Source organism: Dyadobacter beijingensis DSM 21582 (assembly GCF_000382205.1).
Classification (GTDB): Bacteria; Bacteroidota; Bacteroidia; order Cytophagales; family Spirosomataceae; genus Dyadobacter; species Dyadobacter beijingensis.
On record NZ_KB907787.1, the window covers coordinates 1,349,522 to 1,372,068 of the forward strand.

The following is a 22,547-nucleotide window of genomic DNA, read 5'->3' on the forward strand; positions in this document are numbered from 1 at the left end:
GAGTCCTTCAAAACTATCCGCCCGTATACGCAACTCAAATAAACCTTTAGTGAGAGGCTGGTTTACTTATTTTCTGGTATAAAACAACAAAAAGTCCGGCCAATGTGCAGCCGGACTTCTTGTTAATGTATTTGGAATGAATCGCTTATCAGGCGGTTTGAACCTTCGGCTTCGATGCCGGTTTTGGTTCTGCCTGTGCGGCTTCCTTGTTGCGCATTTTGATGAAATCCTTGAAGCGGCGGATGGTCGCCATCACGAAACCGATCACGAGTACGAATGTGCCAAGCCAGAGGATATTGATCAATGGCTTCTCCGTCGCTTTCATGACGATGAAGTCGCGCTGGGTCGTGTTTACACCAAATGTAAACTGGCCTGTTTGCGGGTTGATTTCGTTGAACTGAATGCGCATGCCCAGCTCATTGCTCGTTTCCGGCTTGCGGGCTACCATGCGGTCACGGATTACGAACGACGGCGTTACCACGAATTCCTTGTCCTTATCCAGCACGCGGATAATCGCTTTCACGGCTGCATCCCCCGGGCCGAGTTTAATGCCCTCGACGTCTTCCGTACGTACCACGTTGTCGAGAATGGCCACGTAGTCGTTTACGAAGAATGTATCACGCAGGTTCACCGTAAAGCTCTCCGTCTGGCTCCATACCGGCTCGGCGGTCGGGTTGGTCACCATCGATACGTAGGTGTACAAATCCTTATCGGCTTTGCGCTGGATATCCGGCGAAGAAACGATGCCGCCCATGCGCGGGTTGATCTGCACGCGCGGGAAGAGCGTGAATATCTTGCCCGATGGCTCGCGGTATTCGATTTCGTAGTAGAAGTTTTCAGGGAAAATTTCGAGGGTATCGCCTTTTTTCGTGTATTTCTGGCCATTCACCTCGATATCGCGCAATGCTACCGCGTGGAAATCGCCTTCCACAATGTCTACCCAGCTCTTTGGAATATAACCCGGAATGTTGCGCGGCTCCACTCTTACGTCGCGCCAGGTAAGCATGTAGTCGCCCATTTTCTCCGGTTTGTTGAGCCAGAGGGTAATGTTCTCCTTGTTCTCCTTATTGTCGTTGGCCGTAAATTCCTCGCTGCGGGAGATCATCAGACCGGAGTTGTTGATCGAAACGACTTTGGTATAAGCCGACGAGAACAGGATCCCGATCAGCATCAGCGCCACGCCGATGTGCGTTATTGCGCCGCCCGACAGGTTGTAATTGCCACGAATAATGTTGAGTAGTATATTACCATTCGCCACGATCGCGAAGATCGAGGTCGTCAGCAAGGCGATGTATTGAATGTCGCGAACCTGCTTGAATGTGATTACCGCCGCGCTGATGAGCAATGCGAGCAGCAGTGGGTTGTACAATGTCTGCAGCTTGCCCTTGCCGGTTTTTTTCCACCAGAAATACTGGCCTACGCCCGTGAGAACGATGATCAATGCAAAGAACCAAAGCTGGAACTTATTGTAATGCGCCACCTGATCCGCCGGCAGCGCCATGTTCAGCACGGCACCGAACGCCTCGGCGATTTTGTTATAAACCGGAATGGAAGTGGTAGCGATGATCTGGAAGCCCGAAAGGCAAAGTAACGTCGCGCCGATGAAGATCCAGAATTCCTGCGAGTATGTGGATACCTCTTCCTCGTCGCTCGGCAGCGATTTCCAGCGGTATACCAGCAGGCCTACCGCTCCGATAATGAATGTAAAAAGGTAGATGAGCAACTGACCGGAAAGGCCCAGGTCGGTAAACGAGTGCACCGAAGCATTTCCGAGCACACCGCTGCGCGTCATGAAGGTGGAGTACAATACGAGAATGAATGTCGCGATGGTGAGGATGAACGACGTTTTCAGCGCCGTCGCATTCCTTCTCGCGATGATCATCACGTGTACCGCAGCCACGAGCACGATCCAGGGCACGATCGACGAGTTTTCAACGGGGTCCCAGTTCCAGTAGCTGCCGAAGTTCAGCGTTTCGTAAGCCCAGTAGGCGCCCATCAGGATACCTACGCCAAGCACCAATGCCGAGAACAATGCCCAGGGCAATGCGGGGCGTACCCATTCCTGGATTTTCTTATTCCAAAGACCGGCGATTGCAAACGAGAAAGGTATCAATGTGCTCGCGAAGCCGAGGAACAGGGTAGGAGGGTGGATCACCATCCAGTAGTTCTGCAACAACGGGTTGAGGCCGTTACCGTCTTTCGGGATAAAATTCGGGTCCATTTTGTAGACCGGCAGGTCGGGCATAACCTCTTTCAGCAAAAGGAATGGCGTCGAACCGATTTTGAGATCCAGGCCGGGGATAACCACGCCGAGGATCATCGAGGTCAGAAATGCCTGTACCAATGCAAAAACGGTCATAACCGGCGCCTCCCACGAGCGGTTCGTGAAGATCAGTGTCGCTCCGAGAATGACGTTCCAAAAGATCCAGAGAAGAAAACTGCCTTCCTGGTCCTGCCAGAAGCTGGAAATCGTGTAGCCCGTCGGCAGGGAAAGCGAGGAGTTTTTCCATGCGTAATGGTATTCGAAATAATGGTTACCGATGATCCAGTAGAGCGAGAATACGACGCCGATCACGGCCGCCAAATGCGCCCAGAAAACGAGCCGTGCGAATTTTTTCCAGCGCTGGGTGTCTTCGAGGTTGCCGGCACCGATACCCGCTTTAAAATACGCGAACGTCGCCAGAATGGCCGTGACGAATGCGACTATAACCAGCAGGTGCCCTGCATTTCCGATCGTACTGTGAATCATGATTCTTTCGCGGTATGTTCCGTGGTTTCCATTTTACCGTTTTCGTATTTCGACGGGCATTTCATGAGGATTTTCTCGGCCGAAAATGAGCCGTCCCGCATTTTACCTACTACTACGACTTGCTCGGATTTGTCGAAATCCTGCGGTTTGGTATTTTTATAGACTACCTTCTGTTCCACATTGTTGTTGTCGATCAATGTGAAAACAAACAGGTTAGGGTCTATTTCGGGGCGGTATTCCATTTCCAGGATCTGGCCCGCAGCATCTTTTTTGAGTTTGCCTACCACGTGAATGCTCTCATTGTCGCCATCCGCAGCCATTTCCTTGGCTTTGGTAAAATCGACATAAGTACTCGCATCGCCGGCGGTTGAAACGATAATACCAATAGCTACCGCGATGATCACCAATCCGAATATCTGTATCTTTTTCATAGGGGCTTACTTGATATTGAGGTCTTTTTCAATCTTTTTCAATTTCGAATCAATGCGGAACAGGTTGACCGCGATACCTGCGAAAACAACGGCTACTACTGCTACCACGACCCAGATTTTACCGTCGGCGCGCAGCTTGTCGGCCATCTCCACGGACGTGTCACCTGCCTGCGCGAACGCGTTGCCGCAAATAGCCGGCAAAGTCAGGAGGATGAGGGAAATTCTTTTCATTGTATATATAAGTGGACTAAACCTTAACGAAAATTTACTTTGAAACGTTTGTAAAAAGCCTGAATCAGGCCAAAATGTCACAATTTGCCTGATTCGATCAATGCTTCCTCACGCACACGGTTGATTTGTTTGATGCGTATCCGCAGCTCCGCAATCCACAATCCGAGCAGGATATAGCCGATCACGGCCGGGTAGAAAACGCGGCGGATATTGTTGTCGAAATCGTAGGAACCGAATGTACTGTTGCCGCCGCTGCCGGGATGTAAGGAGTCGGTCAGGCGGGGCAGGATGTAAATGATCGGGATGAAAACGGCGAATGCGAAAATATTGTAAACGGAAGAAATCCGCGCGCGGCGTTGTTCGTCCTCAAAGGAGCTTCTCAGGAGCAGGTATGCGAGGTAAATCAGGATGCCGACTGCCGCACCATTCAATTTAGGGTCGTTCGGCCAGGGATCGCCCCAGGTGTAATTGGCCCACACGGAGCCGGTCAGGCAACCCAATATCCCGAAGAAAATAGCGGCTTTCGCTACTTCGCTGGCGATATCGTCGTCTTTGATATTCCCCTTCACGAGATAACGGATGGAAAACACCATCGACAGCAGCAGCAATGTGGTCATAGCGAGCCATAATGCCACGTGGAAGTAGGTATTGCGGATACTTTCATTGATAATGGCCAGGCGTGGAACGGGACCGATAAATCCCATGATGATCACGTAAAATATGATCACGACACAGAGGATTTTCCACCAGATCTTTCTCATTTTATACTAAAACTTTAAAAGTTGTGCCCTGTAACCTGCTGTTTTTCAGCTTCTCCATAAATAAGGAAAAAGCAGGTAGGAGAGCGTAATTACTATCAGATCGATCGATAATAGTGTGGTGATTTCATCCGTGCTGACCGACCAGTCGAGCCCGTCGAGCGCATTTTTGGCCAGGCGGATCGTCATGAGCAGCATCGGCAGGATGATCGGGAAACTGAGTACGGCCATGAGCGTGGCGCTGTTATCGGCTTTGGACGCAATGCCCGCGATGAGTGTGAGTACGGAAGCAAAACCGGTGGAAGCCAGCAGGATACAGATTGTAAACAGCCCGTTGTCCTGCACGGGATTACCCATGACAAAAGCGTAAAAAACAAATCCAAGCGCCGATAACACGGCCATTACCAGCGAGTTATAGATGATTTTGGAAATGATAATGGCTTGGGGGCTGCACAGGTTGTAATAGTAGAGCAGCCGGCCGTGGCGTTCCTGTGAAAAACTTTTGGCAATGGCATTTACCGCCGTGAAGAGCAAAATAATCCAGAATAATGTATTCCAGACGATCGGCGTCAGCTGGTTCCGGCGGAGATTGAAGCTGAGGTAACAGACAAATACCGTACTGACCACGTAAAGCAGCATTCCGCTGAGGGCGTATTTCTGGCGCCATTCGAGCGTTACTTCTTTCCAGATCAGGGTTTTAATCTCGTTCAAGGTGATTGGTGCAGGCCGTCGGCTTTCGGCTTTCGGCTTTCGGTTTGCTGTTGTAATGTAACCAGCGTCACTTTTTCCGGCTTCGGTACTTCGTTTCGCGCTGCAAAAGTACGACACAAAGCCGGAGGGAAATAATAAAACCGTCAGGTTTTTGAATGATTTGGCGAACGGCAGGCACATTACCCAAAGTAAAGTTTGATTTACCGTCTGATAGTGCTTTATTTGTACTTTAAATAAAATGAATCTAAATAAGGAACGTATGTCGGCTCGTACCGTTTCGCACCTTAAAAAGGGTGAAAAAGGCATAATCAAATCATTTACAGACCGCGCGATGTCCCTCAAACTGCTCGAAATGGGCTGTTTGCCAGGGTGTGAAGTGCGGCTGGATGCGATAGCGCCTTTCGGTGACCCGATCTGCATTAACGTCGGCGGCCATTACAGCCTGTCGCTGCGTTTGAACGAAGCCGCAGTAATTGAATTAGAGTAAAGATTGCGTTCCGCATACAGCCTCTCCATTGAAACAGGGAAATATCAAAGTTGCGCTGGTAGGTAACCCGAATGCCGGCAAGTCTACGTTATTCAATGCCCTCACCGGCATGCGCCAGAAAACGGGGAACTTCCCGGGCGTGACCGTCGAGAAAAAATCAGGTACATTCCGCATTGCAGCCACCAACGGGCACGACGACGCCCACGTGACGCTGGTCGATTTGCCGGGTACATATAGTATTTATCCCAAATCGAAGGACGAAACGGTGGTGATGGATATTCTCGCCAACCCGAAGCACCCCGACTTTCCGGACGTGGTGGTGATCGTCGCCGATGCTTCCAACTTGCAGCGTAACCTGCTGCTATTCACCGAAATCAACGACCTCGGCATTCCCGGCGTGCTGGCATTGAACATGCTCGACGTAGCCGAAAGTATGAACCTGACCGTGAATGCGGTACAGCTCGCGATGCAGCTCAATGTGCCGGTAGTGCGTATCAATGCACGAACGGGCGATGGTATCAAAGGGCTAAAAGAGGCCGTAAAGCAAGTGGCCGAACGGACGGAACAGCCTGCATTGCAATATTTCTACGAACCAAAGGAAAATGAAATCGGGCTGATCAACGAGGTGAAGGAAATCCATCACCTGGAAAACGATTACGTAGCCCTCCAATACGTTTGCCAGCACGACAATTTCTCTTTTCTCGAACAACCCGTTCGCGCCAAACTCGACGCGCTGATCGAGAAATACGGTTTCGACGAGAATAACTTCCTTGCCAACGAGACGGTCGCGCGCTACGAAAAGATCAAGCCGATCGTTTCCAGGGCCGTCAAATCTCAGGGTGCTACTGAGCAGCCTTACTGGACGCGCAAGCTGGACGGCATTCTCCTGCACCGCGTTTGGGGTTACATCACATTTGCACTGGTATTGCTCGTCGTGTTCCAGGCGATCTTCGCGTGGGCGTCTTACCCGATGGACATGATCGACGCCGGTACCGCCGCCGCCATCGAATGGATGAAAGGCGTATTGCCGGAAGGCGTGCTCAATGACCTCATTACCGACGGTATCATGGCTGGTGTCGGTGGTATTATCATATTTATCCCGCAAATCGCGATCCTGTTCGCATTGGTGGCTATCCTGGAAGAATCGGGTTACATGGCCCGGGTAATGGTGATTATGGACAAGCTCATGCGCCGTTTCGGGCTCAATGGCCGTAGCGTGGTGCCGCTCATTTCCGGCGTAGCCTGCGCCGTACCTGCCATTATGACTACCCGGAGCATCAGCAGCCGGTACGAGCGGCTGCTCACCATTCTGGTAACGCCGTTAATGAGCTGCTCGGCACGTCTGCCTATTTATGCGATCCTCATTGCCGTCGTAGTGCCGGAAACGAAAGTGCTGGGCATATTTAACGTGCAGGGTTTGGTATTGTTCGGTCTTTACCTGCTGGGCTTGCTCGGCGCATTGGGCTCGGCCTGGTTGCTGTCCTTGTTTATTCCAAGAAAAGAACCGAGCTATTTCATGCTCGAAATGCCATCCTACAAGCTCCCGCGCTGGGGACATGTCGGTTTTACCATGTATGAAAGTGTAAAATCGTTCGTCCTCGAAGCCGGTAAGGTCATCATGGCGATATCTATTATCCTCTGGGTGCTGGCGTCCTACGGCCCGGGCGACAGTATGAATGTTGCCGAACAGCAGGTGGTATCATCGATGAATACAGCCCCGCAGGAGGAAATCGACGCCGCCGTGGCGTCGGCGCGCCTCGAAAGCTCGTATGCAGGCCAGTTCGGCCGTTTGATCGAGCCGGTCATCAAACCGCTGGGTTACGACTGGAAAATCGGTATCGCGTTGCTCGCCTCATTTGCAGCCCGCGAGGTGTTCGTTGGGACAATGGCGACCATTTACAGCATCAGCGGCGATACGGAAGACGTCCTTACCGTAAAGCAACGACTCATTCAGGAAAAGAACCCGGAAACAGGCGGTAAGATGTTCACCCCGGCCGTTTGCTACTCACTGCTGATATTCTACGTCTTCGCGATGATGTGTATGAGTACCATCGCCGTAGTCTACCGCGAAACCCACGGCTGGAAATGGCCGATGATCCAGCTGGCATACCTGAGCGTGCTGGCGTATGTCTCGGCGTTTGTGGTTTATCAGGTTTTGAGTTAAAATGTATAGAGTATCGTCATTTTACCCAATTCCAGGAAGAAGCATTCGTGCTGATTTACTTCCCCGATCAATTCGAGGTGCCGGGAAAAGAGTTCGATCAATGCATTGTTTGAAATGTTTCCAAGGCTAATATGGATTAGTTTACGGGGAGTTCTTTTGAGCAGAAACGAGGCGCGGAAGTCCTCATCCTTAGTAATCACAATGCATTCGTTCTGATTGGTGATCAAGCAAATCTCTGAATCATTGGTATGCCATTTGGCCGGAAGTTGATTTACATGCTTTGCGGAATGGCCTTTACTTGGAAGAAATTTGGCCAGTTTAATTGGGATATGAACGCCGCAAAGAAAATTCATTATGCCGCTTCATTAATCGCACGGCCTGATACCGGCATTTTAGCGTAGTTAAGGCTAGCCCGAATATCTTCTGTCTTTAGTTCAGGATGGTCTTCCAATATTTCAGCAATCGACATCCCCGAACCGAGCATATCAATGACAACCTCCACGGGCCAGCGCATGCCTCAAATGCAGGGTTTACCGTGACAAATAGCAGGATCGATCGTGATCCTTTCCAGAAATTCCATAGCCGCATTACATTGATTTATTCAAATTAACCTGGTTACCAACCCAGGTGCTCCACGACATCCGATGCGATCAGCGCGGTTTGTCCGCGGGCTTCGGCGGCGCGGTCGCCGGCAGCGCCGTGCTGATAAACGCCGAGGATAGCTGCGTCGGCCGGGGCGTATTTTTGGGCGAGGAGACTGGTGATGATGCCGGTGAGGACGTCGCCGGTGCCGCCGGTAGCCATGCCGGGGTTGCCGGTGGAGTTGAAATGCACTTCGCCGTTGGGTAAAACTACGGCCGTATTGGCACCTTTCAGGCAGATAATCACCTTGTACTTGGCAGCGAAGGCGCGGGCTTTTTCCAGTCGCTCATATTCGTTGCTGCTATCGCCGGCGAGGCGTTGAAATTCCTTCGGATGCGGGGTGAGGATCGTGTTTGCCGGCAGTTTATACAGCAAATGCCGGTTGGCAGACAGGATATTCAATGCGTCGGCATCGATCATGACGGGTACCTTGGCTTGTTCCAGTACTTTTTCCAATGCTTTCACCGTGGCGCCGTCCTGGCCGAGGCCCGGCCCGATGCCGATCGCTGTTGCCGAACTGAGGTCAGGCGTTTTGCTGATGTGTTTTTCGGCTTCGTCTACCGTCGTCATGGCTTCGGGAACGGAGATCTGCATGATCTCGTACCCGCATGCAGGGACATGCATCGTGAGCAGGCCCACGCCTGCACGCAGGCAGGCCTTGCCGGACAGTACCGCGGCACCCATTTTACCATAACTTCCCGCAATGAGCACGGCATGGCCGAATGTGCCTTTGTGCGAGAACTTTTGCCGGGGTTTGATCCGGCGGTCGGCTTCGGGTTTATCCGTAAAATAGTAGGGCGTTTCGGTGGCGTCGATATAATCGCTGCTCAGGCCGATGTCCACCACATGCCATTCACCAGCGTATTCCGCGTTCTGCGGGAATAGGAATGCGATTTTGGGCAGCTGGAATGTGACGGTATAGCGGGGTTTGACAATGACATCCCCCGGATCGTTCGGCTGGTCGGTATAGAGGCCGCTGGCGATGTCGACAGAAACGACTTTGCACGAAAGCTCATTCAAGTACCTGATCACAATGCTCAGCAGCCCATCCACGGGTCGCGAAAGACCGGAGCCGAGCAACGCGTCGATGCAAACAACCTGTTTGGGAAGCTGCGGCAGGTCGTTTTCAGAATGAATGCGGCGGGGCGTGAGATGGTGGCCGAGGCGGGAAAGGTTTTGCCGGAAATCGTCGGTTGCATTCAAGGTATATTCGACGATGAAAACCTGCACATCATAGCCCTGGGCGCTCAGCAAGCGGGCAATCGCGAGCCCGTCGCCGCCGTTGTTGCCCTTCCCGCAGAAGACCGCGATCGGGCGGGTGTTTACATATTGGTTACAAAACCAGCGGACAAATGCCAGCGAGGCACGTTCCATGAGATCGAGGGAGGTAATGGGTTCGTGCGCGATCGTGTAGGCATCCATCGCCCGGATCTGTTCTACATTGAAAATCTTCATGATAATCACGTGAAAAGCTTTTTGTTACGGACAAATAATACTAGCTTTGCACTCGTTTTCTCAAAAGCTGTTTTGAATGAAGGGGCGTCACCCCGTCCGCTGGGAGCAAGCTATCATTTTAAATCCATAAAATCACTCGTCATGAGCGAACTTATTAAACTCGTAGAAGCTACGATTGAAAATCGTAAATCCGAGTATCCTGATTTCAAATCAGGCGACACGATCAATGTTCACGTGAAAATCCGTGAAGGTAACAAAGAGCGTATCCAGCAGTTCCAGGGTACGGTTATGCAGCGTCGTAACGTAAACGGAGCTGGCGAAACTTTTACAGTACGTAAAATTTCAAACGGTATCGGAGTTGAACGTGTTTTCCCAATCCTTTCACCAAGCATCGCGAAAATCGAATTGATTCGTCGTGGTAAGGTGCGTCGCTCACGTCTGTTCTTCTTGCGTGGTCGTCAGGGCAAAGCCGCTCGTATTAAAGAGCTTAAAGCAACGAAGTAATCCCCCGGATCTTCGGCACGAAATTTTAAAACCCCGCAAGCGAATTTTTCTTGCGGGGTTTTGTTTTTTGTTGAAACGAGCTGTAAGCAGTAGGCCATAAGCTATAAGCAGCAGGCTATAAGCAATAGGCGGCTCTTTGCTTGCAAATTTCACAGCTTACAGCTCAAAGCTTACAGCCTTTACACTTATAGCCTTTTCAAATGAATATCTCCTTTTATAAATACCAGGGTACCGGCAACGATTTTGTGATGATCGATGATCGTGACTTGCAATTCCCGGTTTCCAAAGAGCTGATCGCCTCCATCTGCCACCGGCGCTTCGGGGTGGGCTCGGATGGCCTTATTTTGCTCCAAAATGCCGAAGGTTACGATTTTCGGATGGTGTATTTCAATGCGGATGGCGGGGAAGGAAGCATGTGCGGGAATGGCGGCCGCTGCGTGGTGCGTTTTGCGAACGACCTGGGGCTTTTTACGGATTTTACCAAATTCATCGCCGTCGATGGGGAACACGAGGCTACTGTTTCCGGCGATACCGTCCGCTTGAAAATGTCGAATGTGAATGGCGTCGAACAATATGAGGAATACGATTTCATGAATACCGGCTCGCCGCATTATGTGACATATGTGGAGGATATTCACGAACCCGACGTCGTCAATATCGGAAGCGAGATCCGCTACGGCTCGGTATATGGCCCGAAAGGCGGTACGAACGTCAATTTCGTGGAAGTGATCGAAGACAACCACCTGAGCGTGCGCACGTACGAGCGCGGCGTGGAAGACGAAACGTTCTCATGCGGCACGGGCGTAACTGCCTGCGCATTGTCCGCGCACATCCGCGAGGGCTGGGACGGCCCCGTAACCGTTGAGACGATCGGCGGAACACTGGCCGTGGAATACGAGGAAGCTGGCGAAGGCCGGTTCAAAGATATTTACCTGATCGGTCCGGCTGTGCGCGTTTTCGAAGGGAGTTTGAAAGTTTAGAGTTTAATAGAAGTTTAAAGTTTAATAGAAGTTTAGAGTTTTGAGTAAAAAGCAGAGCCTTGCAGGTCATCGACTTGCAAGGCTCTATTTTGTTCTCTGAACTTTAAACTCTATTATTCCGATTCGATAATGCCGCCTTTCACGTGGAAAATCTGCTTGTCGGCCCATTCCGGGACTCGGCAGTAGTCCATTGCGGCCACTTTGCTGCGGACGCCATTGGTACAGATTACGACAATCGTTTGATAGGGAGCCACCAATGCCCGTTTTTCACGGATTTCGGCCAGCGGGATATTGATTCCTCCTTCATTGAATTCATCAAATTCCCAAACCTCCCTCACATCCACCAAAACCGCATCCGGCTTTTTTACCAACGCAAGCGCCTGCGAAAGATCGATATCGGCATAGGTTTTCCGGACCATTACGCGGGTTGTCTCACGTTTGCATACGGATGGTCGTTCACGACCGGTATGTTTTTCGCGATCAGCTTGTGAATGTCTTTCAAAAACGGCTTCTCTTCCTTATCGCAGAACGACAATGCAATGCCTTTCGCGCCGGCGCGGCCAGTACGGCCGATGCGGTGCACATAAGTTTCCGGGATATTCGGGATCTCGTAATTGATCACGTGCGTGAGGTCGTCGACGTCGATACCACGGGCTGCAATGTCGGTTGCCACCAGTACGCGGGTGGTCTGGTTCTTGAAGTTCTTCAACGCATTCTGGCGCGCGGACTGTGACTTGTTACCATGAATGGCTTCGGACGTAACCCCCGCTTTGCGTAACACTTTCACCACCTTGTCGGCCCCGTGTTTGGTACGGGTAAACACCAGTGCCGTCGCAATCGATTCGTCTTTCAGAATGTGCAGCAGCAGCGAGTTTTTATCCGATTTATCGACGAAAAACACCGATTGGCGAATGGTATCGGCCGTAGAAGAAACCGGGGTCACCTCCACCTTCGCAGGGTTTCTCAGAATGGTACCCGCTAGAGTGACGATCGCCGGGGGCATGGTAGCCGAGAAAAACAGCGACTGGCGCTTGGCGGGCAACAGTTTGATCACCTTCTTGACGTCGTGCACAAACCCCATATCGAGCATGCGGTCCGCTTCGTCGAGTACGAAAAATTCCAGCTGGTTCAGTTTGATGAACCCCTGGTTGATCAGGTCCAGCAAACGGCCCGGCGTAGCAATGAGTACGTCCACACCTTTCGCCAATGCGTCCGTTTGCGGTTTTTGACCCACACCACCAAAAATAACGCTGTGTTTCACACCTGTATAACGCCCGTACGCGGCGAAGCTCTCGCCGATCTGGATCGCGAGCTCGCGGGTGGGCGTCAGTATCAATGCGCGGATACGGCTTTTTTCAAACTTCCCAACCGGGTTATCATGCAGCAATTGCAGCATCGGAATGGCAAATGCGGCCGTTTTTCCGGTGCCCGTTTGCGCGCAACCCAGCAAATCCTTATTCTCTAAAATGATGGGAATGGCTTTGGCCTGAATGGGGGTGGGAGTGGTGTATCCTTCTTCTTGAAGAGCCTTCTTAATCGGCTCTATGAGTTTTAAATCCTGAAATGTCATTTGGTCTTTTTAAAGGCTGCCGTTTGATTATCCATTTTAAACGCAGCCTGCATAATATGAATCGGCCATTGCGGCCTCGTATATAACAGAAGTATGTTTTTAAACGTTCAGTGAGTATACTGCGCAAAAATAGACAGTATTATCTTAATTTCGGTCACAATTCATCAACACTGCTACATTATGGCCCGGATTATTACACTCACCTTCTTATTCTCGCTCTTTTTCATCGCTGCCAAAGCACAGGATGTGCTCGTGCGAAAAAATGGTTCCATCATCGAAGGAAAGGTCGTCGAGGTCGGTATCGACCGTGTTTTGTACAAAATCAGTCAGGAAGCGAATGCCGCCAATTTCGTCGTGCGGAAGAACGAGTTGCTGCGGATCGAGTTCGGGAACGGGCAGACGATCTGGTTCGATAAACGCGCCGAACGCGGCAATGCGCGTAACCCGGACCGGTCGCGCGAGCGGAATTCGCCGGTCGTTCAGGATGAGGAATTTGGTAAAAACAAGATCGAAGTTTCGCCGTTCAAAGCGCTCGACAGCGGGCCGGGATTCGGGATCAGCTACGAACGCATATTGGATAAAAGCGGCTATTTCGGCCTGTACCTGCCGTTTACGATGACCATTCCGGACTCGTACTATTTCCCCGGAGGCAGCAGCAGCTCCGGCGATGACGAGATGTATTATTTCGCGCCGACATTGAAAGTATATCCTTTCGGCCAGCGCCGCGTCACGTACGCCATCGGGCCCACGCTATTTGCCGGCCTGGGCAGGCGTTGGAACAATTACACCGATTACGATCCGTCCACGGGCGTCTACACGAACCGCGACGAAAGGCGTGACCGTTTCCGGATGGGTATGATCGTCAACAACTTCGTCAATTTTCAGATCATGCCTCGTTTCCAGATCGGCCTGAACGCCGGGGTCGGCCCGCGTTACGTCAACCGCGAGAAATTCGGGACAAATACGTATCGTTCAAGCGGCATCGACATTACGGGCGAGTTCAATTTCAGCCTCGGTTTCCGGTTCTGATCATTTCACGACCCGGAAAATCGGGTAGCGCATGTATTCCTTTTCGGCGTAATCCGAATGCTGGTAGATGAAATCCAGCTGTGCATTACCGCTTTTGGTAAATTCCGGGTCGCCCTTACGCTTTTCTTCGAGCTGTGCTTTCAGTTCAGGGGATTTTTTGATTAAATCCGCAGCCAGGTCTTCGAAAACATATCCCGAATAATGCTCTTTGGCTTGAAGAATGGTATCAAAGAAATTCCATTTGAAAAACGAATCGACGCCCTTGGGTTCCAGCGTCTCGATGATGTAGCGGTTGGTCCATTGGTTTGCAGGTACGAGCCAGTCACCTTTTTTGAAAACCAGCTTCTGCTTTTCCGTCAGTAATTTTACCGACGTATGCCAGTAATGTCCTTCAAAAGGCGTTTTGGGTGTTTCGAGTTCTTCAATGTAATAGGTCTCGACGTTCATTTCGGTATCTTTATCGAGCGCTTTGATTTTCACGCCATTCAGCCGCAGCAACTCCGCAATAGGGTGCCATCCTTGCGGGATTACGTATGCCTCCGGCCGCGTTACTACATCGAGCGGCGCATAGGTGTCGTAAAACGGGATGTCTTTGGTAAATGGCTTCGCGCGGTCGTAATGCAGCCTTTTTTGCCCGCTTACTTCGCTCGTAATATACTCGGGCTCGTAACCTTTAAATGCGATCGTCGATTGTTTCGACTTGTCCACCTGCCAAGTCACGGCAAATTTTTCCTGCGTTTTAACGGCCTCCTTCGTTTCCCGGCGCAGTTTCAGTAATGCATGACGGTGCGCTGCCAGGAATTTGATATTGCCGTGCAAATAGGCATAGGTCGATTTCACGCGCTGATCGTAGGGTTTCAGCATATGCGTTTCCGTCATCACACCGATGGTGTGAAACAATGCCGCATATCCCGTGGAATAGCGGGGCCAGTCGGGGAATTGGACAAAACCTTTGTCGGGCGTTTGTCCGTACGCATTCACGTAGGGCGTCGCTTCAAATCCGGCTTCTTTCAGATGCTTGTACATGTAGGGCAGGAAAACCCGGTCGTTGAAATCTCCGAGCGGGCCGCCTAGTTTGTCTTTCTGGGCATAATCGAGCGTCATCACATATTGATAATCTGCCCCGTTGCTCACGTGCGTATCCGCGAACAGGTCCGGATCGAGTTCGTGGAAAATGGCCGCGAAGCTGCGTGCATTGCGGGTGTCGGATTTGATGAAATCGCGGTTCAGATCATAATTTCGCGCATTTCCCCGGAAGCCGTATTCTTCCGGCCCATTCTGGTTCGTACGCGTGGTGCTATTGCGGTTCAATGCGCCGCCGATATTGTAGAATGGAATGATCGCTACCACGATGCTGTCCATTTCAGGGAATTTCTTCGGGTTCACGAGCATATCGCGCAACAGCATCATCGAGGCATCCACACCGTCGGGTTCGCCGGGATGAATGGCATTATTGATAAACAGAATAGCCTTCCCCTGCGCTTTCAGTTTTTGGATATCGAAGACTTTGTTTCTCGAATACAACACCAGATGCAATGGCCGCCCGCTGTCGGTCAGGCCTTTTTCCTGCATTTGAACCTGCGGAAAGTCTTTCGCCAACTGGCGGTAAAAAGCAATGCCTTCCTCGTAGGTGGGCGTTTGTTTGCCGCCGCTTTTTTCAAAACGGGTCTGGTACTGTGCCGTGGCATCGAATGTGCCGGCAGCCAGCAACGTAAGCAGTAAAAGTCGGATCATGGAGTGAAAATCAATGCTGATAGTTAGCCAGCAGGTAAAGGTATGGCGCCATTAAATGGTGAATAAAAACATTCTGTTTGGAATCGGGAAACTTCTGATAGTAATCGTTGTCGGCCAGCAGCACGATGGTCGGCCCGATCCGGACATAGTTGGCGCTGTTGAAATACGCAGGCGGCTGAAATTCCGGCAAAGTTTTCCGCACCATTTTACCGGCGTAGTCACCCAGGTATTTCCGGTAATTGCGCCGCGCTTTTTCGCTGGGTTTCCGCATGCTTTTGTAGGCGTGCCGCATGGCGATGCGCGCAATCAGCTTCTGTTTTTTGATAACGCCGTTGATGTCTTTGAATGGATTGGTCTCGTTGAAATCATCCAGCGTCTGTACCGAAAAGGGGACTTCGGGGATCCAGTCGGCGCTGTTGATCACATTATAACCCCACCCGCCGTCGATCATCGCTTCGTATTCATAGCCGTAGTAGGTATTACCTGCCTTCGGGCTCGCGCTGCAATAGGCTTTAAACCGGATGTCTTTCGGGATTTTGCCCTGTTTTTGAAGTGAATGCAGGTGGGAATTCATCAGATAGGCGATCGCACCGCCCTGGCTATGCCCCATGACGATGAAATCCGTCACCCCCGCTTTATACAACGAATCGATTTTCGGCAGAATATCCTGCGCCAGGAATGCGGTGCCTATCAGCCAGCCGACATGAACGCCGGCGCGGGGATGATTGGCGAGGTCGTACTGAAAAGTGAACGAATTGCTGAGTTTCAATTCGCCCCTGGCGGGTACCATCGCGGCATAAAAATTTTCAAGCCAGCCTACCGGTTGCACAGTCGTGCCGCGGATATTGATGACAGCCACCGGCCCGTCGCTTTTCCAAAGCTCCCATTTGTTGTCGAGCCCCATCACGGGCGACCGGTACAGCGATTTAAAATAAGTTGGTTTAGGGACCACGAATTTCGGCGTAGCCACATTGGCGGCAACCGAGTCGTAAAGCAGCGCATGCATGTAGAGCAACTCGGTATATTCAGCCTTGTCAAAGCCCGGTTTAAGTTTGCCGCTTCCAGGCTGTGCCATCACAGGAGTAAGCCATATGAATGCAAGCAAAAAAACGACCTGCGGTACCCGGAACGGAAACCGGCTGTTATGGAAGGGAGACATTTGCATAGCGGAACGGGACTGTCGGTTAGCAACGATTACTAAATGTAGGAAAACAATCCGTGAAGCTAAATTTCTACCGTTTCAAATGTGGCTGTGGCCTTGTTTTTAGCTAGTTTGTTCAAATTAGAATACTATTAGAGTTTGCTGGTAAAGGGTCCCTCGCCTTGAATACCACCGCTGAATTTCATATTTTTGGTTAGTCTAAAAAATATTTTCATGGAGCTGTATTATTCTTTTTCTGCATTAATCGTCCTCTCTGCGATATTTTCCTACCTCAATTCCCGCTTCCTGAAACTGCCCCCATCTATTGGCGTGATGGTCATTGCATTGATGGTTTCATTGGGGCTTATCGCAACGGACAGCATATTTCCGCGTACATTCATCCGCATTTCGACGCTCATCGCGAGCGTCGACCTCACCGAAATATTAATGGGCGCTATGCTCAATTTCCTCCTTTTCGCCGGCGCCATCCATTTACATTTGGAGGATCTGCGCGAGCAGCGGTTACCGGTCATTATCTTTTCAACCGTCAGCGTAGTGATTTCCACATTCGTGATCGGGGGTATTATGTACGCCATTCTGCCGCTGCTCGGTATTACCATTCCGCTGATCCAATGCCTTGTGTTCGGTGCGTTAATCTCGCCTACCGACCCCATTGCCGTACTGGGCATCCTCAAACAGGCGGGAGTACCGAAGACGCTGGAAACAAAAATTGCCGGCGAGTCGCTTTTCAATGACGGTATGGCGGTTGTCGTGTTTATCCTCATGCTTGCGCTGGCGCGTGGCGAGGAAGTCAATACTTCGTTTACGGGCATTGCCGGGCTTTTTGTGAAGGAGGCGATCGGCGGTATTGTGCTGGGCTTGCTACTCGGTTTTTTGGGTTCCAAAATGATGTACCGGGTCGATGGCTACAATGTACACGTGCTCATTACGCTCGCGATCGTGATGGGAGGTCACCTGGCGGCGCAGGCGCTGCACATGTCGGGCCCGCTCGCGATGGTGGCGGCCGGTTTGGTGGTTGGGAATTACGGTAAAAATCCCGGTGCCGTTTCGGATACCGAGCGCGACTACATCGACAAATTCTGGGAGCTGATTGATGAAATCCTCAATGCGATCCTGTTCCTGATCATCGGTTTCGAGCTGTTATTGATTCCCGACATGAAGCAGTACGGCTGGGCTGGTCTGGCCGCGATTGTGGTAGTACTTTCTGCAAGGTTCATATCGATCTACATTCCCGTCAAGCTGATCCCGTTCAAGACGCGGTTCGGGAAGAAATCGATTGCGATATTGGTTTGGGGTGGCTTGCGGGGAGGCGTGTCCATTGCGTTGGCCCTCTCCATTGACCAGGATCTGAACAAAGACCTGCTCCTGGCGATTACGTATTTCGTCGTGTTGTTCTCGATTATCGTACAAGGTCTCACCGTCGGCAAGCTCACCAAACGTTTTCCCGACGAGGAGGAGGCCGTCGCCTAGGAAGCCGGCCCGGCGACGAGCTGGTTGATCAGCGCATTGACCTTGTTCAGCCAGATCGTTTGCCCTTCGCATGTCCAGTGCGAATCGCCTTTGAGATAAGCCGCGCGGCCCAGTTGACGGAAATCCGGGAGAATATCGATATACGGCATGCCCAGTTTGGGATGGCTGTAAACGGTTTCGATCAGGTGGTTGTATTGCCCGTATTCCGGGTTTAGCACCGATACTTTATTGGGAATAATAGACAAAATCACATTGTTGAAACCCAGCGAATCGGCAAAATGGCGGCTGGCGGCGAGGTTATTCATCATGGAATCGAGCTCCGTTGTGCGGAATGGCTGGAACGACGACGTAATCTCAGGCGTATCGGTATCCATGTAATACACCATGTCGCGGTCGTTGTTAACCAGCGTCACGCCGGAGGCATTACGGTTGAAGAAGCGGTGGTTGAAATCCGATTTCCACTCCTTTACCCGCAGCGCAAGGTCACTCTGGAACAAAAAGCCGTCGAGGCGGTCGGCGGTATGCCTTCCGCTGAATGCTTCATCGAGCCGGTGCACGAATTTGCCGGGGGCTACCCTGGCGACAAATGTGGCGGTATCCGGTACCAGCACGGATAGTTCGCTGGCAAACCGCTGCCGGAAATGGCGCTCCACGGTTTCGATCAGCAGGATATTATGCTCGCTGGTATCCAGTTTAATATGCAGAAAATCAGCGAGGTGCACATAGGTGTACGCATCCACAGCAAAATCCTGCTGACCGACACGGCCCGCTTCGGTAAAGCTATCGCCGATAATGTACAAATGCACTTTCCTGCCCGATGGCGCTTTGACGGGCGGCGTGTAACCCTTGCATTGCTTCCGCGGATCGCGGAAGTCCGATAAGGTCGACAGCTTGTACAGATCACCATACTGGTAGCCGTCCTCCACGATTTGTTCTTTCCAAAGCCAGGGCAGGATGGAGGGGGTTAATCCAACCACCCAGATCACGCAGGCGACGGCCAGGACGATATATCTTAAAATTTTCATAGCATTATCTCAACTTGATCGACCAGACCTGGATTTTCTTCTCCGACCGGCTGAATATTAATAATTTGTAGTAGCCCGGCTGGTAAGTAAGCTGCACGGGCATTTCCGACGGTATCGCCTTGTCGCCCAGTCGGCGTCCGTTCACATCGAACACCGTAGAATAGCTGCCCGATTTGATCGAAATGAACCGGTTATCCACGCCGAAGAAGTGGTACTGGATCGTCGCATTCGGTAAAATATCCTTGATCTCGAACAACTCGCGGCCATCTTTCGTGATAATCGCCGTTTTGGAATTGACCGATCGCACGAGAATCCAGTCGAGCGAATTGCGGTCGAACAGGATGCGGAATCGTGAGCCGGGTTCGGGACGCAGCAGCTGCTTGCGCGAAGTTACTTTCCCATCCAGGTTAATGCGGATCAGCTCGCCCGATACGCTTACGCCCACGAGCTCGGGCTGGCCCGTTGCGGGGTCCTGCGTCCAGGTGAAAGGGCTTTCGGTGCGGGTTAGAATATCGACGGGGAAGCCGGGCCTGACCGTGCCGTTTTCTTTCAGTAAATAGATCTTCCCGTTCTGCTGCGTCACGATGAAGCCGCGGTTACCAATCTGGTTCAGCGCCACCACCGGGCCGACGATCTTGTCGAAACGCACCGAATGGTTCAGCCTTTTCAGCGAACGCGTCACGCTTTCCCACAAAAACAGTTCTTCCGCCGAGCTTTTCACGAGCAGCCGGTTACTGCCGTCCTCGCCGCCGTCGATCAGGTACAGTGCCGAAATGGCGTCGCCTGTGGGCAAATGCGCCTGGAACGTCGACACGTTAGTGGAATCGTCTTCATCCAGCGCATATACCGTGCGGCCGGTGGCGAAAAGCCGCTGCTGGCGGCCAATGTTCAGGAAATCGACTTTATAGGACGCCGTGCTGATCGGGCCGTTCAGTTTGGCGATGGTTTGCGTTTTGCCTTCGCGGAGATTGTTTGTCCGCAGCAGGTTATGCTCCTTGTCGGTCAGCAATATTTCCGAGCTGCCGTCCACCGGGTTTTGCAAGGCGGCCAGTTCCGAGTCGTAAATGTCCGGCCATTCGATATCGATATTCAGGAATGTGCGGTTGAGGACTTTGCTGGCGGTCTGGCGTTTTTTGGGATGGAATGTCAGCTCGGGATACGCTTCGCTGCCGTCGAAATGGCACTGGAGCGTAATGGATTCCATTTTGGCCGTCAGGTCGCTGTATTTCTTGCTCACCTGCGTTTCTTCGCCCGATTGCGCCTTGCGCAGGTTCACGATCAGCGAGAGCTGCGCCTCATTGTTGACATTCGTCAGCACGCTGTCATATTCGGGCGATTGCTGCCAGGTAATTTGGTTTTCGTAGTCGACAATGTAGTTCTGTAAAACCTGGGAGTTGTTGCTGATCACCAGGTAAGGCGCGACGTAGGTTATGTAGCTTCGCGGGAAGCCTGTAAACATCGGCCCGTACAGCCCCGAGGGCAATTCCGGAATGGGGACCGAGTAAATATCGTAGCCCTGGAATTGGTCCGCCGACACATTGGTTTCCTGGTTTGCGAGCCGCGCCAGCTTTTGCAGTACCGGGCGCACTTTATCGTAGTTGGAAAACTCCGTGAGCAGGATCTTACCGTCGGTAATGCTGTTATTTTCTTCCAGTTGGCATAACACAAACTCCGAACCGATATTGTCCACGAGCACATTGCTTTCACCGGCAATGTAGTAGACCAGCTTATCCCAGGCCGGCGATTTGTACTTTTTGTGCCATTTTGAAAAAGCCGCTTTAAATGCCGCCTTGTCGGATGCGGCAGCGCGGTACATGAATGAGGTTTGCTGCGAAATGTGCTTGTGCCCCACGAACGGCGTACCCGGGCTGTCCTTCAAAAGCTCAGCCAAATAGTAATCCGGCGCATCGGTACCATCCGATTTCACGACCAGATTGCCCTTATTCTCTGCTTTTTCAATATGAAAGTCCTGGTAGGAAGGAAAGCTTTTTCCAAACTCGGCCAATGTAGCCACATTCTGCATCGAGATCACCGATTTCCAGGCGTCGGTGCGCAGGTAAATGCTCGTGCCGTAATCCGAATCATTGATATTCGAAAACCGCGAACGCAGCCTGAACGAGCCGATATTGAGCGACGAAGCACGTACCGCGTCTTCGATCAGATCGCCATAATAGCTCACGATCAGGAAGTGGTCTTTGACCAGATAGGAGAATAGCGGCCGAGAGTTGGCGTCGATGGCGTCGGTAATGCGGTGGTCCTGGAAGTTGTGGTGCAGCAGCCGGATGTTGGCGTGCTGCGGGCTGGCGAGCCATTTTGTCTCATCCTCCGTAACGGGAATGTACATGATCACCCCCCATTCCGTGCTCGTGCGCGGGTGGTAGGAGTAGGACAGGGCTTTGCCTCTGAGGAATGTTTTGAGTTTTTTGGCGTCTTTCGTCAGCAGATTGAGCAATGTCAGGTTGTCGCTGGCGATGTCGAGAAGGGGAAGCCGTTTAAGGTCAAGCGCGGCTTCGGAGGCGGTGTAAGCCGAATCTTGCAAATGCTCGCTGGTAATCACCACAACGGCATTGGACGGGATGAATTGCCAGGCTGCCGACGAGCCCCTCGACCATTTGAACAGGAAATATCCTGCTGATGCGAGAATGACGACCAGCAGGATAGCAATCAGTTTTTTTTTCGACACAAGCCTGTTTTTTAAGCGCGGATCGCTTTCACTTTACCATTCAGTTCGAGGCGAAACCGCAAGAGTTCTTTAAAGCTTCGGATACAAACTTTCCACAGGTTCCATTTTACGATCGAAACCGTGCCGGTTTCCCGGTCTTTGTGAGTGATAGGGATATCGAACAGCTCCTGTCCTGATTTCTTGGCCATAACCGCCAGGAAGATATTCGGAGCGAAAGGTTCGGGATTGGGTAGCTGGTCCATCAGTTTTTTCAGGAATGTTCCCTTAATCAAACGGAATGGAATGTTGCTGTCCATGATGAATGTACCATATACCGCCGAGATCGTGCCACGGAGGAACTTGGTGATGAACAGGCGGACGCCCGCATCGTGCCGTACCTGGCGGTAACCGAGTATAAATTGGGATTGGGAACGTTTGTCCCAGAGTTTGTCAAAATCTTCGGAAACGAACTGGTCGTCGCTGTCGGTTTGGAACACGTATTGCGAATCCAGTTCCAGCGCTTTGCGGTAGCCGTTCACGACCGCGTTACCATGCCCGCCATTTTTCTGGTGAACCACCGTCAGATTGTCGATCTTCTTGTCCAGTTCATCCAATAATACCTTCGTATTGTCTTTCGAACCGTCGTTAATGACGATCAGGGTAGTGTTATCGTTGGGGAATTTAGTTTTAAGGAAGGAGGTCCAATTATAAACTACTTTTTCGATACAATCCTGCTCATTGTATGCGGGCATTACTATACTCAGAAGATATGACATGCAAAAG

Annotated in this window: 21 protein-coding genes; 6 read left to right on the top strand and 15 right to left on the bottom strand. The window is 51.5% G+C overall.

Going from position 1 to position 22,547, the window contains the following annotated elements:
* Nucleotides 1–148: 148 nt before the first annotated feature.
* The 5 genes from ccsA (H144_RS0112820) to H144_RS31760 all read right to left on the bottom strand — a co-directional run bounded on the left by ccsA (H144_RS0112820) (nucleotide 149) and on the right by H144_RS31760 (nucleotide 4,880).
* On the bottom strand, nucleotides 149–2,749 hold the full coding sequence (ccsA, locus tag H144_RS0112820) for a cytochrome c biogenesis protein CcsA (protein ID WP_019942472.1): 2,601 nt from the start codon (nucleotides 2,747–2,749) through the stop codon (nucleotides 149–151).
* A complete protein-coding gene (locus H144_RS0112825; protein ID WP_019942473.1) occupies nucleotides 2,746–3,180 on the bottom strand; it encodes a cytochrome c maturation protein CcmE domain-containing protein in 435 nt (144 codons plus the stop codon). Before H144_RS0112825 ends, ccsA (H144_RS0112820) begins: the two co-directional genes overlap by 4 nt.
* A gap of 6 nt (nucleotides 3,181–3,186) precedes the next feature.
* A complete protein-coding gene (locus tag H144_RS0112830) occupies nucleotides 3,187–3,411 on the bottom strand; it encodes a CcmD family protein (protein WP_019942474.1) in 225 nt (74 codons plus the stop codon).
* Between the two features lie 77 nt (nucleotides 3,412–3,488).
* On the bottom strand, nucleotides 3,489–4,172 hold the full coding sequence (gene ccsA / locus H144_RS0112835; protein ID WP_019942475.1) for a cytochrome c biogenesis protein CcsA: 684 nt from the start codon (nucleotides 4,170–4,172) through the stop codon (nucleotides 3,489–3,491).
* A gap of 45 nt (nucleotides 4,173–4,217) precedes the next feature.
* A complete protein-coding gene (locus H144_RS31760; protein WP_026350658.1) occupies nucleotides 4,218–4,880 on the bottom strand; it encodes a heme exporter protein CcmB in 663 nt (220 codons plus the stop codon).
* A gap of 259 nt (nucleotides 4,881–5,139) precedes the next feature.
* On the opposite strand from H144_RS31760, the gene H144_RS0112845 reads away from it, so the two are divergent.
* A complete protein-coding gene (locus H144_RS0112845) occupies nucleotides 5,140–5,367 on the top strand; it encodes a FeoA family protein (protein ID WP_019942477.1) in 228 nt (75 codons plus the stop codon).
* A 28-nt stretch (nucleotides 5,368–5,395) separates the two neighbouring features.
* Nucleotides 5,396–7,531 (top strand): ferrous iron transport protein B, encoded by a 2,136-nt coding sequence (feoB, locus tag H144_RS0112850; RefSeq protein ID WP_019942478.1) that lies wholly within the window; start codon nucleotides 5,396–5,398, stop codon nucleotides 7,529–7,531.
* On the opposite strand, the gene H144_RS0112855 is transcribed toward feoB, so the two are convergent.
* From H144_RS0112855 to H144_RS0112865, 3 genes are all read right to left on the bottom strand, one after another.
* The gene (locus H144_RS0112855) at nucleotides 7,528–7,884 is read right to left on the bottom strand and encodes a DUF5615 family PIN-like protein (protein WP_019942479.1); all 357 of its coding nucleotides are present in this window, start codon (nucleotides 7,882–7,884) and stop codon (nucleotides 7,528–7,530) included. The genes feoB and H144_RS0112855 overlap by 4 nt on opposite strands.
* Nucleotides 7,884–8,045 (bottom strand): DUF433 domain-containing protein, encoded by a 162-nt coding sequence (locus tag H144_RS32995; protein ID WP_019942480.1) that lies wholly within the window; start codon nucleotides 8,043–8,045, stop codon nucleotides 7,884–7,886. Before H144_RS32995 ends, H144_RS0112855 begins: the two co-directional genes overlap by 1 nt.
* Before the next feature lie 101 nt (nucleotides 8,046–8,146).
* Nucleotides 8,147–9,628: a bifunctional ADP-dependent NAD(P)H-hydrate dehydratase/NAD(P)H-hydrate epimerase gene (locus H144_RS0112865; protein ID WP_019942481.1), complete on the bottom strand. Its 1,482-nt coding sequence runs from the start codon at nucleotides 9,626–9,628 to the stop codon at nucleotides 8,147–8,149.
* Between the two features lie 141 nt (nucleotides 9,629–9,769).
* Here H144_RS0112865 and rplS point away from each other — a divergent pair, with 141 nt between their 5' ends.
* Together rplS and dapF are read left to right on the top strand one after the other, a co-directional pair.
* A complete protein-coding gene (gene rplS, locus H144_RS0112870) occupies nucleotides 9,770–10,132 on the top strand; it encodes a 50S ribosomal protein L19 (RefSeq protein ID WP_019942482.1) in 363 nt (120 codons plus the stop codon).
* A 200-nt stretch (nucleotides 10,133–10,332) separates the two neighbouring features.
* Nucleotides 10,333–11,112 carry a diaminopimelate epimerase gene (dapF, locus tag H144_RS0112875; protein ID WP_019942483.1) on the top strand — a complete coding sequence of 260 codons (780 nt, stop codon included), beginning with the start codon at nucleotides 10,333–10,335 and terminating at the stop codon, nucleotides 11,110–11,112.
* A 113-nt stretch (nucleotides 11,113–11,225) separates the two neighbouring features.
* Here the strand turns inward: dapF and H144_RS0112880 are convergent, their stop codons facing one another.
* Together H144_RS0112880 and H144_RS0112885 are read right to left on the bottom strand one after the other, a co-directional pair.
* Nucleotides 11,226–11,531 (bottom strand): rhodanese-like domain-containing protein, encoded by a 306-nt coding sequence (locus H144_RS0112880; RefSeq protein ID WP_019942484.1) that lies wholly within the window; start codon nucleotides 11,529–11,531, stop codon nucleotides 11,226–11,228.
* On the bottom strand, nucleotides 11,531–12,682 hold the full coding sequence (locus H144_RS0112885) for a DEAD/DEAH box helicase (RefSeq protein WP_019942485.1): 1,152 nt from the start codon (nucleotides 12,680–12,682) through the stop codon (nucleotides 11,531–11,533). The genes H144_RS0112880 and H144_RS0112885 overlap by 1 nt, the downstream gene beginning before the upstream one ends.
* A gap of 180 nt (nucleotides 12,683–12,862) precedes the next feature.
* Between H144_RS0112885 and H144_RS0112890 the strand changes: the two genes are divergently transcribed.
* Nucleotides 12,863–13,711 (top strand): hypothetical protein, encoded by an 849-nt coding sequence (locus H144_RS0112890; protein WP_019942486.1) that lies wholly within the window; start codon nucleotides 12,863–12,865, stop codon nucleotides 13,709–13,711.
* Here H144_RS0112890 and H144_RS0112895 read toward each other — a convergent pair whose 3' ends face one another.
* On the bottom strand, nucleotides 13,712–15,445 hold the full coding sequence (locus tag H144_RS0112895; protein ID WP_019942487.1) for a M14 family metallopeptidase: 1,734 nt from the start codon (nucleotides 15,443–15,445) through the stop codon (nucleotides 13,712–13,714). It abuts the gene before it with no gap.
* A 10-nt stretch (nucleotides 15,446–15,455) separates the two neighbouring features.
* Entirely contained in the window at nucleotides 15,456–16,610 is a 1,155-nt protein-coding gene (locus tag H144_RS0112900; protein WP_019942488.1) for a lipase family protein, read from the bottom strand.
* Nucleotides 16,611–16,820: 210 nt separating this feature from the next.
* Between H144_RS0112900 and H144_RS0112905 the strand changes: the two genes are divergently transcribed.
* Nucleotides 16,821–18,077, top strand: coding sequence for a cation:proton antiporter (locus H144_RS0112905; protein ID WP_019942489.1), 1,257 nt, complete (start codon nucleotides 16,821–16,823; stop codon nucleotides 18,075–18,077).
* On the opposite strand, the gene H144_RS0112910 is transcribed toward H144_RS0112905, so the two are convergent.
* From H144_RS0112910 to H144_RS0112920, 3 genes are read right to left on the bottom strand one after another with little or no spacing between them, the layout of a single operon-like run.
* Nucleotides 18,074–19,102 carry an alginate O-acetyltransferase AlgX-related protein gene (locus H144_RS0112910; protein WP_019942490.1) on the bottom strand — a complete coding sequence of 343 codons (1,029 nt, stop codon included), beginning with the start codon at nucleotides 19,100–19,102 and terminating at the stop codon, nucleotides 18,074–18,076. The genes H144_RS0112905 and H144_RS0112910 overlap by 4 nt on opposite strands.
* A 4-nt stretch (nucleotides 19,103–19,106) precedes the next feature.
* The gene (locus tag H144_RS0112915; RefSeq protein ID WP_019942491.1) at nucleotides 19,107–21,785 is read right to left on the bottom strand and encodes a DUF3352 domain-containing protein; all 2,679 of its coding nucleotides are present in this window, start codon (nucleotides 21,783–21,785) and stop codon (nucleotides 19,107–19,109) included.
* An 11-nt stretch (nucleotides 21,786–21,796) separates the two neighbouring features.
* Nucleotides 21,797–22,540 (bottom strand): glycosyltransferase family 2 protein, encoded by a 744-nt coding sequence (locus H144_RS0112920; RefSeq protein WP_026350659.1) that lies wholly within the window; start codon nucleotides 22,538–22,540, stop codon nucleotides 21,797–21,799.
* Nucleotides 22,541–22,547 lie beyond the last annotated feature (7 nt).

What these genes read in the sequence shown, in the direction of transcription:
- H144_RS0112890 (WP_019942486.1), top strand. Translation starts at nt 12,863, where the DNA reads ATGGCCCGGATTATTACACTCACCTTCTTATTCTCGCTCTTTTTCATC.
- ccsA (WP_019942472.1), bottom strand. Translation starts at nt 2,749, where the DNA reads ATGATTCACAGTACGATCGGAAATGCAGGGCACCTGCTGGTTATAGTC.
- H144_RS0112865 (WP_019942481.1), bottom strand. Translation starts at nt 9,628, where the DNA reads ATGAAGATTTTCAATGTAGAACAGATCCGGGCGATGGATGCCTACACG.
- H144_RS0112855 (WP_019942479.1), bottom strand. Translation starts at nt 7,884, where the DNA reads ATGAATTTTCTTTGCGGCGTTCATATCCCAATTAAACTGGCCAAATTT.
- H144_RS0112910 (WP_019942490.1), bottom strand. Translation starts at nt 19,102, where the DNA reads ATGAAAATTTTAAGATATATCGTCCTGGCCGTCGCCTGCGTGATCTGG.
- H144_RS0112845 (WP_019942477.1), top strand. Translation starts at nt 5,140, where the DNA reads ATGTCGGCTCGTACCGTTTCGCACCTTAAAAAGGGTGAAAAAGGCATA.
- H144_RS0112895 (WP_019942487.1), bottom strand. Translation starts at nt 15,445, where the DNA reads ATGATCCGACTTTTACTGCTTACGTTGCTGGCTGCCGGCACATTCGAT.
- H144_RS32995 (WP_019942480.1), bottom strand. Translation starts at nt 8,045, where the DNA reads ATGCGCTGGCCCGTGGAGGTTGTCATTGATATGCTCGGTTCGGGGATG.
- H144_RS0112900 (WP_019942488.1), bottom strand. Translation starts at nt 16,610, where the DNA reads ATGCAAATGTCTCCCTTCCATAACAGCCGGTTTCCGTTCCGGGTACCG.
- H144_RS0112905 (WP_019942489.1), top strand. Translation starts at nt 16,821, where the DNA reads ATGGAGCTGTATTATTCTTTTTCTGCATTAATCGTCCTCTCTGCGATA.
- H144_RS0112920 (WP_026350659.1), bottom strand. Translation starts at nt 22,540, where the DNA reads ATGTCATATCTTCTGAGTATAGTAATGCCCGCATACAATGAGCAGGAT.
- ccsA (WP_019942475.1), bottom strand. Translation starts at nt 4,172, where the DNA reads ATGAGAAAGATCTGGTGGAAAATCCTCTGTGTCGTGATCATATTTTAC.
- dapF (WP_019942483.1), top strand. Translation starts at nt 10,333, where the DNA reads ATGAATATCTCCTTTTATAAATACCAGGGTACCGGCAACGATTTTGTG.
- H144_RS0112825 (WP_019942473.1), bottom strand. Translation starts at nt 3,180, where the DNA reads ATGAAAAAGATACAGATATTCGGATTGGTGATCATCGCGGTAGCTATT.
- H144_RS0112830 (WP_019942474.1), bottom strand. Translation starts at nt 3,411, where the DNA reads ATGAAAAGAATTTCCCTCATCCTCCTGACTTTGCCGGCTATTTGCGGC.
- H144_RS0112880 (WP_019942484.1), bottom strand. Translation starts at nt 11,531, where the DNA reads ATGGTCCGGAAAACCTATGCCGATATCGATCTTTCGCAGGCGCTTGCG.
- rplS (WP_019942482.1), top strand. Translation starts at nt 9,770, where the DNA reads ATGAGCGAACTTATTAAACTCGTAGAAGCTACGATTGAAAATCGTAAA.
- H144_RS0112885 (WP_019942485.1), bottom strand. Translation starts at nt 12,682, where the DNA reads ATGACATTTCAGGATTTAAAACTCATAGAGCCGATTAAGAAGGCTCTT.